We start from the raw sequence: 15,509 nt of genomic DNA on the forward strand, positions 1-15,509 counted from the left end.
CCGACGCCCGCAAGAACGGTCACCCGGTGCTGGCGATCGTCCGGGGCTCGGCCATCAACCAGGACGGCGCGAGCAACGGCCTGACGGCGCCGAACGGCCCGTCGCAGCAGCGCGTCATCCGGCAGGCCCTCACCGACGCCCGCCTCACCCCCGCCCAGGTGGACGCCGTCGAGGCGCACGGCACCGGCACCAGCCTCGGCGACCCCATCGAGGCCCAGGCGCTGCTCGCCACCTACGGGCAGAACCGGCCCGACGGCCGCCCGCTGTGGCTGGGCTCCATCAAGTCCAACTTCGGCCACACGCAGGCCGCCGCCGGTGTCGCGGGCATCATCAAGATGATCAAGGCCATGGAGCACGGCGTGCTGCCGCAGACGCTCCACGTCGACGCCCCCTCGCGGGACGTGGACTGGACGGCGGGCGCGGTCGAGCTGCTGGCCGAGGCTCAGCCGTGGCCGGAGACCGGCCAGCCGCGCCGCGTCGGCATCTCCTCCTTCGGCGTCAGCGGCACCAACGCCCACACCCTCATCGAGCAGGCACCCGCCGAGGACCGCGCCCCCGAGGCCACCCCGGAGGCCCCGGCCGTGCCCGGCGGGCCCGTACCGCTGCTGGTCTCCGGGCAGAGCGCGCAGGCCCTGCGGGCCCAGGCGGAGCGGCTCGCCGCCCACGTCGAGGCCACCCCGGACCTGTCCCTGACCGACCTCGGCCACTCGCTGGCCACCACCCGCGCCTCCCTCGACCACCGCGCCGTGCTCGTCGCAGAGTCGGTCGACGGCGCGCGGGAACTCCTGCGCGCGCTGGCCGACGGCACCGCGGCCGCCGACCTGGTCCAGGGCCAGGCCACCGAGGGCAAGACGGCGTTCCTCTTCGCCGGACAGGGCAGCCAGCGGGCCGGCATGGGCCGCGAGCTGTACGCGGCGGTTCCGGCCTTCGCCGAGGCCCTGGACGCGGTCTGCGCCGAGCTCGACCGGCACCTCGAACGGCCGCTGCGCGACGTCATGTCCGACGCCGACAGCACCGAGCTGGACCGCACCGGCTACACCCAGCCCGCCCTCTTCGCCATCGAGGTCGCGCTGTTCCGCCTGCTGGAAGGCTGGGGCGTCAGGCCCGACTTCCTCGTCGGCCACTCCATCGGCGAGCTCGCCGCCGCCCACGTCTCCGGTGTCCTGACCCTGGAGGACGCGGCCAGGCTGGTGGCCGCCCGCGGCCGCCTGATGCAGGAACTCCCGCCCGGCGGCGCCATGATCGCCGTGCAGGCGTCCGAGGACGAGGTCCTCCCGCTGCTCGGCGACCGCGTCGGCATCGCCGCCCTCAACGGCCCCACGTCGGTCGTCGTCTCCGGCGACGAGGCCGCGGCCCTGGAGATCGCCGCCGCCTTCGAGCGGCAGGGCCGCAAGACCAAGCGGCTCACCGTCAGCCACGCCTTCCACTCGCCCCTCATGGACGGCATGCTCGACGCCTTCCGCGAGGTCGCCGAGGGCATCACGTACCACCCGCCGGTCATCCCGATCGTCTCCAACCTGACCGGCGCCTCCGTCTCCGCCGCCGAGATCTGCGCCCCCGACTACTGGGTGCGGCACGTCCGCGAGGCGGTCCGCTTCACCGACGGCATCGCCCGCCTGGAGGCGTACGGCGTCTCCACCTACCTGGAGCTCGGCCCGGGCGGCGTCCTGACCGCCATGGCCCAGGACTGCGTCACCACCGACGACGCCGTCTTCGTGCCGCTGCTGCGCGCCGACCGCCCCGAGGCCAGGGCACTGACCGGCGCGCTGGCCCGGGCGCACGCGCACGGCGTCCGCGTCGACTGGACCGCGGTCCTCGCCGGTTCCGGCGGCCGCCGCGTCGAACTGCCCACCTACGCCTTCCAGCGCGAGCTGTACTGGCCCGAGGCCGCGGGCCCGTGGACGGGCGACGTCACCGCCGCCGGGCTCGGCTCCGCCGACCACCCGCTGCTCGGCGCCGCCGTGTCGCTGGCCGACGCCGCGGGCTTCCTGTTCACCGGCCGCCTCTCCCTCCAGACCCACCCCTGGCTCGCCGACCACACCGTGATGGACACGGTGCTGCTGCCCGGCACCGCCTTCGTCGAACTGGCCATCCGCGCGGGCGACCACGCCGGGTGCGACGTCCTCGAAGAGCTCACCCTGGAAGCGCCGCTCGCACTGCCCGCGCAGGGCGGCGTGCAGCTCCAGGTGGCCGTCGGCGCGCCCGACGCCTCCGGCCGCCGCTCGCTGACCCTGCACTCGCGCCTGGAGGAGCCCGCCGACGGCACCGGCTGGGGCGAGGGCGAGTGGACCCGGCACGCCACCGGTGTGCTCGCCACCGGCACCACGACGCCCACCGCCGACCTCGCCGCCTGGCCCCCGGCCGGTGCCACCGAGGTGCCCGTCGACGGCCTCTACGACTGGCTGACCGGGAACGGCTTCACCTACGGCCCGGTCTTCCAGGGCCTCAAGGCCGCCTGGCAGCACGGCGACGACGTCTACGCCGAGGTCCGCCTCCCCAAGAGCGCCGTCGAGGAAGCCGGCCTGTTCGGCCTGCACCCGGCGCTGCTGGACGCGGCCCTGCACGGCGTCGGCATCGGCTCCCTGCTGGAGCCGACCGAACACGGCCGCCTGCCGTTCTCCTGGAGCGGCGTCGCCCTGCACGCGGTCGGCGCCACCGCCCTGCGCGTACGGCTGTCGCCCAACGGCCAGGACACCGTGGCCGTCCTGGTGACCGACGAGAGCGGGGCACCGGTCGCGTCCGTGGACGCGCTGCTGCTGCGCCCGGTCGCCCCGGAGCAGGTGCACGCCGCCCGCGCCGCGTTCCACGAGTCCCTGTTCCGCGTCGACTGGACCCCGGCGGCCGTCCCGGCCGCCACCACCGTCGCCGCCGGTCAGTGGGCCCTGCTGGCGGACACCCCCGCCCCGGAGCTCACCGCCGCCCTGCCCACGGCCGCCGCGTACGCAGACCTGGCGGCCCTCGCCGAGGCCGTCGCGGCCGGAGCCCCCGTGCCGCGGGCGGTCCTCGTGCCGTTCCTCGGCGGGGACGCCCCCGCCGCCGGCCTCACCGCCGGGATCCGGGACGCGCTGCACCGCACGCTCGCCCTGGCCCAGGAGTGGCTCGCCGACGACCGGTTCGCCGACTCCCGCCTGGTCGTCGTCACCCGCGGCGCGGTCGCCACGGCCGCCGACGCGGACGTCGACGACCTGACGCACGCGCCCCTGTGGGGCCTGCTGCGCTCCGCGCAGTCGGAGAACCCGGACCGCTTCGTCCTCCTGGACGTGGACGGCCGGGACGAGTCCTACCGCGCGCTGCCCGCCGCCCTCGCCTCGGACGAGCCGCAACTCGCCGTCCGCGCCGGAACGGTGGTCGTCCCCCGCCTGGCCCGCGTCGCCGCCGAGGACGGGTACACCGCCCCCGTCCTCGACCCCGAGGGCACCGCCCTGGTCACCGGCGCCACCGGCACCCTGGGCGGGCTCGTCGCCCGCCACCTGGTCACCGGGCACGGCGTACGCCGCCTGCTCCTCCTCAGCCGCCGCGGCGCCGCCGCGCGGGGCGCGGACGAACTGGTCGCCGAACTGCGCGCGGCGGGCGCCGAGGTCACCCTCGCCGCCTGCGACGTGGCCGACCGGGACGCGCTCGCCGCCGTCCTGGCCGCCGTCCCCGCCGAGCACCCGCTGACCGCCGTCGTGCACACCGCCGGTGTCCTCGACGACGGCGTCCTCGGCTCGCTCACCCCCGAGCGCGTCGACCGCGTGCTGCCCCCCAAGGTCGACGCCGCGCTCCACCTGCACGAACTGACCCAGGGTCAGGACCTGGCGGCGTTCGTCCTGTTCTCCGCCGCCGCGGGCACCCTCGGCGGCCCCGGCCAGGCCAACTACGCCGCCGCCAACGCCTTCGTGGACGCCCTCGCCCGGCGCCGCCGCGCCCAGGGCCTGCCCGCCACCGCGCTCGCCTGGGGCCTGTGGGCCGAGCGCAGCGGCATGACCGGCGACCTCGACGACACCGACATCCAGCGCATCACCCGCGCGGGCGTCGCCGCGCTGTCCTCCGCGGACGGCCTGGGCCTGATGGACACCGCGCTGGCCGTCGGCGCCCCCGCCCTCGTGCCGATGCACCTGGACCTGGCACCGCTGCGCCAGGCCACCGACGCGAGCCAGATACCCGCGCTGCTGCGCGGCCTGGTGCGGCTCCCCGGCCGCCGCGTCGTGGAGGCGGGCGGCGCCGCCCCCGTCGGCGGCCTCGCCGAACGGCTGCTGGGCCTGTCCGTGCCCGAGCGCGACAAGCTGCTGCTGGAGCTCGTCCGCACCCAGGTCGCCGCGGTGCTCGGCTACGCGGGCCCCGAGGCCGTCGACGCCACGCGCGCCTTCAAGGAGCTCGGCTTCGACTCGCTCACCGCCGTCGAACTGCGCAACCGCATCGGCGCCGTGACCTCCGTCCGCCTCCCGGCCACCCTCGTCTTCGACTACCCGACCCCCACCGCGCTGTCCCGCTTCCTGCGCACCGAGATCCTCGGCGCCGACGCGGACGCCGCCGCCACCCGGACGACCACCACCGTCGCCGTCGCCGACGACGAGCCGATCGCCATCGTCGGCATGAGCTGCCGCTACCCCGGCGGCATCACCAGCCCCGAGGAGCTGTGGCAGCTCGTCCTGGGCGCCCGGGACGCCATCTCCGGCTTCCCGACCGACCGCGGCTGGCAGCTCGACGGCCTGCAGAGCGACGACCAGGGCGAGGCGGGCACCAGCGCCACCATCGAGGGCGGCTTCCTCTACGACGCGGGCGACTTCGACCCCGACTTCTTCGGGATCAACCCGCGTGAAGCCCTCGCCATGGACCCGCACCAGCGGCTCCTGCTGGAGACCTCCTGGGAGGTCTTCGAGCGCGCGGGCATCGACCCGGCCACCGTGCGCGGCAGCAAGACCGGTGTCTTCGCCGGTGTCATGTACCACGACTACCTGTCCCGGCTGACCGCGCTGCCCGAGGGCCTGGAGGGCTACCTCGGCACCGGCACGGCGGGCAGCGTCGCCTCCGGCCGCATCGCCTACACCTTCGGCCTGGAGGGCCCGGCGGTCACCATCGACACGGCGTGCTCGTCGTCGCTGGTCGCCCTGCACCTGGCCGCGCAGGCCCTGCGCAACGGCGAATGCTCGATGGCGCTCGCCGGTGGTGTGACCGTCATGGCCACCCCGGACACCTTCATCGACTTCAGCCGCCAGGGCGGCCTGTCCACCAGCGGCCGATGCAAGTCCTTCGCGGCGTCGGCGGACGGCACGGGCTGGTCCGAGGGCGCGGGCATGCTGCTCGTCGAACGACTCTCGGACGCCCGCAAGAACGGCCACCCCGTCCTCGCCATCGTGCGCGGTACGGCGGTCAACCAGGACGGTGCCAGCAACGGCCTGACGGCGCCCAACGGCCCGTCGCAGCAGCGCGTCATCCGCGCGGCGCTGGCCGGCGCGGGCGTGTCCGCCGCCGAGGTCGACGTCGTCGAGGCGCACGGCACCGGCACCACGCTGGGCGACCCGATCGAGGCCCAGGCCCTGCTCGCCACCTACGGCCGGGAGCGCCCGGAGGGCCGGCCGCTCTACCTGGGCTCCATCAAGTCCAACATCGGCCACACCCAGGCCGCCGCCGGTGTCGCGGGCATCATCAAGATGATCATGGCGATGCGCCACGGCGTACTGCCGCAGACCCTCCACGTCGACGAGCCGTCCCCGCACGTCGACTGGTCGGCGGGCGACGTCTCGCTGCTGACCGAGCCGATGGAGTGGCCCGAGACCGGACATCCGCGCCGCGCGGGCATCTCCTCCTTCGGCGTCTCCGGCACCAACGCCCACACCATCATCGAGCAGGCCCCGGAGCCGGAGGCCGCGCCGGAGCCCGCCCCCGCCGCGCCCCCGCGCGCCGCCGGTGTCGTGCCCTGGGTGCTGTCGGGCAAGTCCGAGGCCGCGCTGCGCGCCCAGGCCGAGCGGCTCGTCGCATACCTGGGCGAGGCCACCGGGGTCGCCCCCGCCGACCTCGGCTACTCGCTCGCCGTGACGCGGGCGGCCCACGACCACCGGGCCGTGGTCACGGGCACGGACCGCGCCGCCCTGGTGGCGGGCCTGGAGGCCCTGGCCCGCGGCGAGTCGGCCCCGGGCCTGACCGAGGGCTTGGTGGCCGTCGGCGCGACGGCGTTCCTGTTCACCGGACAGGGCAGCCAGCGACTGGGCATGGGCCGCGAGCTGTACGCCGCCTTCCCGGTCTTCGCGGAGGCCCTGGACGCGGTCTGCGCGGAGCTGGACCCGCACCTCGAACAGCCCCTGAAGTCCGTGCTGTTCGGCGACGACGCCTCGGTGCTCGACCGGACCGGCTTCACCCAGCCCGCCCTCTTCGCGATCGAGGTGGCGCTGTACCGGCTCGTCGAGGCATGGGGGATCACGGCCGACTATCTCTCCGGTCACTCGATCGGTGAGCTCGCTGCCGCGCACGTCGCCGGTGTGCTGTCCCTGGCCGACGCTTCGAAGCTGGTGGCGGCCCGTGGTCGTCTGATGCAGGAGCTTCCGGCCGGTGGCGCGATGATCGCGGTCGAGGCGTCCGAGGAGGAGGTGCTGCCGCTGCTCACGGAGGGCGTCGGCATCGCCGCCCTCAACGGCCCGACGTCGGTCGTGGTCGCCGGTGACGAGGACGCGGCCGTCGCGCTCGCCTCGTCCTTCGAGCAGCAGGGCCGCAGGACCAAGCGTCTGACGGTCTCTCACGCGTTCCACTCGCCGCGTATGGACGCGATGCTGGACGACTTCCGTGCGGTGGCCGAGGGGCTGTCGTACGAGTCCCCGCGCATCCCGATCGTCTCGAACCTGACGGGTGCTCTGGTCTCCGCCGAGGAGATCACCACAGCTGACTTCTGGGTCCGCCACGTCCGTGAGGCCGTCCGCTTCCTCGACGGCATCCGCGCTCTGGAAGCCCAGAACGTCACCACCTTCGTCGAGCTCGGCCCCGACGGCGTGCTCACCGCCATGGCGCAGGACTGCGTCACCGGCGACGACCTCGCGTTCGTCTCCGCGCTCCGCAAGGACCGCGGCGAGGCCGAGACGCTCACCGCCGCCGTGGCCCGGGCGCACGTCCGGGGCATCGTCGTGGACTGGACGGCGTACTTCGCCGGCACCGGCGCCACGCGCGTCGAGCCGGTCACCCTGCCCACGTACGCCTTCCAGCGACGCCGCTTCTGGCTGCGGTCGCCCGCGGGCGCCGTCGGCGACGTCGAGTCGGCCGGTCTGGGCCGCGCCGACCACCCGCTGCTGGGCGCGGCCGTGGAACTGGCCGACTCCGACGGCTTCCTGTTCACCGGGCGGCTGTCGCTGGAGACCCACCCGTGGCTCGCCGACCACGCCGTCGCGGGCACCGTGCTGCTGCCCGGCACCGCGTTCGTGGAACTGGCGATCCGCGCCGGTGACCAGGTCGGCTGCGACCGGCTGGACGAACTCACCATCGAGGCGCCGCTGGTCCTCCCCGAGCGGGGCGCGCTCCAGCTCCAGATCGTCGTCGGCGCCGCGCTCGACGCGAACCGCCGTACGGTCGAGCTGTACTCGCGGGCGCAGGACGCCGGCTTCGAGGAGCCGTGGATCCGGCACGCCAGCGGTGTGCTGACCGCGGGTGCCCCGCAGCCCTCGTTCGACCTGGCCGAGTGGCCGCCGCCGGGCGCGGAGGCCGCCCCGGTCGAGGGCCTCTACGAGCACCTGGCCCAGGGCGGGTTCGCCTACGGGCCGGTCTTCCAGGGGCTCAAGGCCGCCTGGCTGCGCGGCGACGAGGTGTTCGCCGAGGTCGAGCTGGCCGAGGACAAGCGTGCGGAGGCCGCCGCGTTCGGGCTGCACCCGGCGCTGCTGGACGCCGCGCTGCACTCCACCTTCGCCCGCCCCGGCGGCGACGAGCAGGGCAGGCTGCCGTTCTCCTGGAACGGGGTGTCGCTGTACGCGGTCGGCGCCGGCGCGCTGCGCGTGCGGCTGACGCCGGTCGGCGACGACGGGGTGGCCCTGGAGCTGGCCGACGGCACCGGTGCGCCGGTGGCCGCCGTCGAGCACCTGGCGCTGCGCCCGGTCGGGAACGCCCCGCTCGGCGGCGGACGTTCCGCCGCGTACCACGAGGCGCTGTTCCGCCTCGACTGGGCCACCGTGCCGACAACTGCCACCACCGGCACCACGCCGTGGGCGGTCCTCGGCGGCGACGCGCCCGACGCCCTCACGGCGGGCGCCGCCGTCCACACCGACCTGGCCGCCCTCGGCGCGGCAGTCGAGGCGGGGGCCGAGGCACCCGCGTACGTCCTCGCGTACCGCGCCCCGCAGACCGCCGGTGACCCGGCGACGGCCGCCCACACCGCCGTGCGGGACGCGCTCGCCCTGGTGCAGGAGTGGCTGGACGACGAGCGGTTCGCCGCGTCCCGGCTGGTCCTCGTCACCCGGGGCGCGGTCGCCACCCAGGCCGACACCGGGGTCCACGACCTGGCGCACGCTCCCGTCTGGGGCCTGGTGCGCTCGGCGCAGTCGGAGAACCCGGACCGGCTGGTGCTCGCCGACCTCGACGGCGACACCGCCTCGTACGAGGTGCTGGCCGCCGCCCTCGCCTCCGGCGAGCCGCAGGTCGCGCTGCGCCACGGCACCGTGCACGCGCCGCGTCTCGCGCGGGTCGCCGCGACGGGCGCCATGGTGCCGCCCGCCGACGAGGCGGCCTGGCGACTGGACATCCTGGACAAGGGCACGCTGGAGAACCTCACCCTGCTGCCCGCCCCGGAGGCCGCCGCGCCGCTGGAGGCCGGACAGGTGCGGGTCGCGGTCCGCGCCGCGGGCCTGAACTTCCGCGACGTGCTCAACGCGCTGGGCATGTATCCCGGCGACGCGGGCCTGATGGGCAGTGAGGGCGCGGGCGTGGTCCTGGAGACCGGCCCCGGCGTGACCGACCTGGCCCCCGGCGACCGCGTGATGGGCATGCTGCCCGGCGGCTTCGGCCCGCTGGTCGTCGCCGACCGCCGCATGATCGCCCCGATGCCGGAGGGCTGGGGCTTCGCCGAGGCCGCGTCCGTGCCGATCGTCTTCATGACGGCCTACTACGCGCTGCGCGACCTGGCCGGCCTGGAGGGCGGCGAGTCGCTGCTCGTGCACGCCGCGGCAGGCGGCGTCGGCATGGCCGCGGTGCAGCTCGCCCAGCACTGGGGCGTGGACGTCTTCGCGACCGCCAGCCCCGGCAAGTGGGACACGCTGCGCTCGCTCGGCCTCGCCGAGAACCGCATCGCCTCCTCCCGCGACCTGGCCTTCGAGGAGAAGTTCCGCGCGGCCAGCGAGGGCCGCGGCGTCGACGTCGTCCTGGACTCGCTGGCACGCGAGTTCGTGGACGCCTCGCTGCGGCTGCTGCCGCGCGGCGGCCGGTTCGTCGAGATGGGCAAGACCGACGTCCGGGCGCCCGAGGAGGTCGCCGCCCAGTACGCGGGCGTCTCCTACCAGGCCTTCGACCTGACCGAAGCGGGCCTGGACCGCATCCAGGAGATGCTTCGCGAACTGCTGGCGCTGTTCGAGAGCGGCGCGCTGCGCGCGCTGCCGGTCACCTCGTGGGACGTACGGCAGGCCCCCGAGGCGTTCCGGTACCTCAGCCAGGCCCGGCACATCGGCAAGGTCGTCCTGACCGTGCCCGCCGCCTGGAACCCGGACGGCACGGTGCTCATCACCGGCGGCACCGGCACCCTCGGCGGCCTCGTCGCCCGGCACGCGGTGACCGAGCGCGGCGCCCGGCACCTGCTGCTCACCAGCCGCCGCGGCGAGCAGGCCGCGGGCGCGGCCGAACTCGCCGCCGAACTGCGCGCGCTGGGCGCCGAGGTGACCGTCGCCGCCTGCGACGCGTCCGACCGCGAGGCACTGGCCGCCACCCTGGCCGCCGTCCCGGCCGCGCATCCGCTGACCGCCGTGGTGCACACCGCCGGTGTGCTGGACGACGGCGTCTTCGCCGCGCTCACCCCGGAGCGGCTGGCGAAGGTGCTGCGCCCCAAGGTGGACGCCGCCTGGCACCTGCACGAGCTGACCCAGGATCAGGACCTGGCGGACTTCGTGCTGTTCTCCTCCTCCGCCGGCACCTTCGGCGGCGCGGGCCAGGCCAACTACGCGGCCGCCAACTCCTTCCTGGACGCCCTCGCCCAGCACCGGCGCGCCCGCGGCCTGGCCGCCACCTCGCTGGCGTGGGGCCTGTGGGCCGAGGCCAGCGGCATGACTGGCGAGCTCGACGAGACCGACAAGTCCCGCATGAGCCGCTCCGGCGTCATGGGGCTGTCCTCCGCGGAGGGCCTGGCGCTCCTCGACACCGCCCACGAGGTGGGTGAGGCGCTTCTGGTGCCCATGCAGCTCGACCTGGCACCGCTGGTGGGCGCGCCCGCCGACATGGTGCCCGCGCTGCTGCGCGGCCTGGTGCGCGGCGGCACCGCCCGGCGCACCGCCGGGACGGCCGCCGCCTCCGACGGCACCTCGCTGGTGGAGCGGCTGGTCCGGCTGGACGCGTCCGAGCGCGACGCGGCCCTGCTGGAACTGGTGCGCACCCAGGTGGCCGTGGTCCTCGGCCACGACTCGCCCGACGCAGTCGAGGCGAGCCGGGCCTTCAAGGACCTCGGCTTCGACTCGCTGACCGCGGTCGAGTTCCGCAACCGCCTCGGCTCCGCCGTCGGCCTGCGGCTCCCGGCCACCCTGGTCTTCGACTACCCGTCACCGACCGCCCTGACCGGCTACCTGCGCGACGAACTGCTCGGCTCCGAGGCCGCCGTCGCCCTGTCGGCGCAGACCTCCGCCGGGGCCGTGGCGGACGACGACCCGATCGCGATCGTCGCCATGAGCTGTCGCTTCCCCGGTGACGTCCGAACGCCCGAGGACCTGTGGCAGCTGCTCGCCGAGGGCCGCGACGGCATGGCGGGCCTCCCGGCCGAGCGCGGCTGGGACGTCGAGGCGCTCTACGACCCGGACCCGGACCGGCCCGGCACCTCGTACGCCCGCGAAGGCGGCTTCGTCTACGACGCCCACCACTTCGACCCGGCGTTCTTCGGGATCAACCCGCGCGAGGCCCTCGCCATGGACCCGCAGCAGCGGCTGCTGCTGGAGACGTCGTGGGAGGCGTTCGAGCGGGCGGGCATCGACCCGGTGGGGCTGCGCGGCAAGCAGGTCGGCGTGTTCGTCGGCCAGATGCACAACGACTACGTCTCGCGGCTCCAGACCTTCCCCGAGGGCGTCGAGGGCTACCTGGGCACCGGCGGTTCCAGCTCCATCGCCTCCGGCCGCGTGTCCTACACCTTCGGCTTCGAGGGCCCGGCGGTCACCATCGACACGGCGTGCTCGTCGTCGCTGGTGGCCCTGCACCTGGCCGCGCAGGCCCTGCGCAACGGCGAGTGCTCGCTGGCGCTCGCGGGCGGTGTCACGATCATCACGACGCCGACCGTGTTCACCGAGTTCAGCCGTCAGCGCGGGCTCGCCGCCAACGGCCGCTGCAAGCCCTTCGCGGCGGCCGCCGACGGCACCGCCTGGGGCGAGGGTGTCGGCATGCTGCTCGTCGAGCGGCTCTCCGACGCCCGCAGGAACGGCCACCAGGTCCTCGCGGTCGTCCGCGGCACCGCCGTCAACCAGGACGGTGCGAGCAACGGCCTGACGGCCCCGAACGGCCCGTCGCAGCAGCGCGTCATCCGCCAGGCGCTCGCCAACGCGGGTCTGACGACCCGTGAGGTCGACGCGGTCGAGGCGCACGGCACCGGTACGACGCTGGGCGACCCCATCGAGGCGCAGGCGCTGCTGGCCACGTACGGTCAGGACCGCGACGGCGACAGGCCGCTGTACCTGGGCTCCATCAAGTCCAACTTCGGCCACACGCAGGCCGCCGCCGGTGTCGCGGGCATCATCAAGATGGTGCTGGCGATGCGGCACGGGCTGCTGCCGAAGTCGCTGCACGTCGACGCGCCCTCGCCGCACGTCGACTGGGAGGCGGGCGCGGTGGAACTGCTCGCCGAGTCCCGGCCGTGGCCGGAGACCGGGCGGGCCCGCCGGGCCGGTGTGTCCTCCTTCGGCATGAGCGGCACCAACGCGCACGCCATCATCGAGCAGGCCCCGGAGGAGGCACCCGCCGGGGAGCCCGCGGCCGAGCCCTCCGCCGTGCTGCCGTGGGTGCTCTCCGCCAGGACCCCCGAGGCGCTGCGCGCCCAGGGCGCCCGGCTGCGGGCCCACTTGGACACCGTCGGCCCGGCGGCCTCCCTCACCGGCATCGGCCACGCGCTGGCCACCGGCCGGGCCTCCTTCGAGCACCGCGCGGTGCTCGTGGCGGGCGACCGGGACGGCTTCCTCGCCGCCCTGGACGCCCTCGCCGAGGACCGCACCGCCGCCTCGGTGACGTTCGGTCAGGCCGCCGACGGCAAGATGGCGTTCCTGTTCACCGGCCAGGGCAGCCAGCGGCTCGGCATGGGCCGTGAGCTGTACGCGGCGTACCCGGTATTCGCGGAGGCGTTCGACGCGGTCTGCGACGCGCTGGACCGGCACCTGGAACAGCCCCTGAAGACCGTGGCCTTCGGCGACGACGCCGCAATGCTCGACCGGACCGGCTTCACCCAGCCCGCGCTGTTCGCGGTCGAGGTGGCGCTGTTCCGTCTCGTGGAGTCCTGGGGTCTGAAGCCCGACTTCCTCTCCGGGCACTCCATCGGCGAGCTCGCCGCCGCTCACGCCGCCGGGGTGCTGTCCCTGGCGGACGCGGCGAAGCTGGTCGCCGCGCGCGGCCGCCTGATGCAGGAACTCCCGGCGGGCGGCGTCATGATCGCCGTCCAGGCCGCCGAGGACGAGGTGGCGCCGCTGACCGGCAAGCGGGTCGGCATCGCCGCCGTCAACGGGCCGCGGTCCGTGGTGATCGCGGGTGACGAGGACGCGGCAGCTGAGATCGCCGCGACGTTCGAGCAGCAGGGTCGTAAGACCAAGCGTCTGACGGTCTCGCACGCCTTCCACTCGCCGCACATGGACGCGATGCTGGACGCCTTCGCCGAGGTGGCCGGGGCGCTGACGTACGCGGCCCCGCGCATCCCGGTCGTGTCCAACCTGACCGGCGGCATCGTCCCCGCCGAGGAGATCACCGACCCCGGCTTCTGGGTGCGCCACGTCCGCGAGGCCGTCCGCTTCCTCGACGGCGTACGGACCCTCCAGGCGCAGGGCGTCACCACCTTCGTGGAGCTGGGCCCCGACGGGGTGCTCTCCGCGATGGCGCAGGACTGCGTCACCGGCGACGGCCTGGCCTTCGTCCCCGCCCTGCGCTCCGGCCGCCCCGAGCCCGAGACGTTCGTGGCCGCGCTGGGCGCCGCCCACACCCGGGGCGCGGCCCTGGACTGGGCCGCGATCCACGCGGGCGCGGACCGGCGCCGGGTCGAGCTGCCGACCTACGCCTTCCAGCGGCAGCCCTTCTGGCTGCACGCCGGCACGGCCGGTGGCGACGCCTCCTCGATCGGCCTGGACGCGGCCGGACACCCGCTGCTCGGCGCGGCCCTGGAGCTGCCCGACTCGGACGGCGTCGCCTTCACCGGGCGGCTGTCGCTCGCGACGCACGCCTGGCTGGCCGACCACGCCGTGATGGGCGCGGTGCTGCTGCCGGGCACCGCCTTCGTGGAGCTGGCGCTCCGCGCGGGCGAGCACGTCGGCTGCGACCGGCTCGACGAACTCACCCTCGAAGCCCCGCTGATCCTGCCCGAGCAGGGCGGCGTCCAGCTCCGGCTGACGCTCGCCGCGCCCGACGAGGCGGGGCGGCGCCCGCTGACCCTGCACTCCCGCACGGAGGGCGCCGGCTCCGACGAGCCGTGGCTGCGGCACGCCACCGGCGCGCTGACGGCGGGCGGCACCACCGAGCCGTCCACCGGGCAGGCCGAATGGCCCCCGGCGGACGCGGAACCGGTCGGCACCGACGGCCTGTACGAGGGCCTGGCGGACTCCGGCTTCGGCTACGGCCCGGTCTTCCAGGGCCTCACGGCCGCCTGGAAGCGCGGTGACGAGGTCTTCGCCGAGGTGCGGCTGCCCGAGGACGCCCAGGGCGACGCCAAGGACTTCGGCCTGCACCCCGCCCTGCTGGACGCCGCGCTGCACGCCCTCGCGCTGAGCGCCGCCGAGTCCGGCGGCCAGGGCAGCGTGCCGTTCGCCTGGACCGGCGTCTCGCTGCACGCCGTGGGCGCCTCCGCGCTGCGGGTGCGGCTCGCCCCGGCGGGCAACGGCTCCGTCTCCCTGGAGCTCGCCGACGTGACGGGCGCCCCGGTGGCCTCGGTGGAGAGCCTGGCGCTGCGCACGGTCGCGCCGGAGCAGCTCGGCACCGGCGGCGCGGGCGGCGCGGTCAAGGACGCGCTGTTCCGGGTCGACTGGACGCCCGTCCCCGCCGCGGCGGCCGGAGCGGTCCCCGCCGGCCGCTGGGCGGTCGTGGGCTCCGACGCGCTCGGGCTCACCGCCCACCCGGACCTGGCCGCGCTCGCCGACGCGATCGCGTCGGGCGACGAGGCACCGGAGTACGTGTTCCACGTGCCGGGCGCACGGCCGTTCGCACAGGGCACGGGCACCGTCGACATGACGCACCAGGTCTCCGCCGACGTGCTGGACGTGGTGCGGGGCTGGCTCGCCGACGAGCGGTTCGCCGCCGCCCGGCTGGTCGTCCTGACCTCCCGCTCGGTGATCGCCGCAGAAGGCGACCCGATGACGCACGTGTCGAGCGCCGCGGCCCTGGGCCTCGCGCGTACGGCCCAGCAGGAGAACCCGGACCGCATCGTCCTGGTGGACACCGACGGACGCGGCGACCTGGTCACGAACGTGGCCGCCGCGCTGGCCGCGGGCGAGCCGCAGGTGGCCGTCCGCGACGGAGCGGTCCTCGCCCCGCGCCTGGCGCGTACCGCGCCCGGAGCCGAGGGCACGGCCTGGGACGCCGACGGCACGGTGCTCGTCACCGGCGCGGGCGGCACGCTGGGCGGCCTGGTGGCCCGGCACCTGGTGGCCGAACACGGCGTACGGCACCTGCTGCTCGTCGGCCGCCGGGGCCAGGACGCGCCCGGCGCGCTCGAACTCGGCGACGAGCTGGCCCGGTCGGGCGCGACCGTCACCTGGGCGGCCTGCGACGTGGCCGACCGGGAGGCGCTGGCCTCCGTGCTCTCCGCGGTCCCGGCCGACCGCCCGCTGACCGGCGTCGTCCACGCCGCCGGCGTGCTGGACGACGGCACGATCGGTTCGCTGACGCCCGAGCGCCTGGCCCACGTCTTCCGCCCGAAGGTGGACGCGGCCTGGAACCTGCACGAGCTGACGCGGGAGCTGGACCTCTCGGCGTTCGTGCTCTTCTCCTCGGCCGCCGGTGTCTTCGGCGGCGCGGGCCAGGGCAACTACGCCGCGGCCAACGCCTTCCTGGACGCCCTCGCGCAGTGGCGCAGGGAGAACGGCCTGGCCGCCACCTCGCTCGCCTGGGGCCTGTGGGCCGGCGGCATGGGCGGTGAGCTGGACGAGGCGGAGGCCGCCCGCATCCGGCGCGGCGGCGTCGTCCCCATC

At 75.7% G+C, this 15,509-nt stretch carries 1 protein-coding gene; it reads left to right on the forward strand.

Annotated elements, in window-relative coordinates:
• On the forward strand, window positions 1–15,509 hold a 15,509-nt coding region (locus tag K6I34_RS15965), incomplete at both ends, for a type I polyketide synthase (protein WP_229326628.1).

It is taken from the genome of Streptomyces sp. UNOC14_S4, assembly GCF_020740835.1.
Taxonomy (GTDB): domain Bacteria; phylum Actinomycetota; class Actinomycetes; order Streptomycetales; family Streptomycetaceae; genus Streptomyces.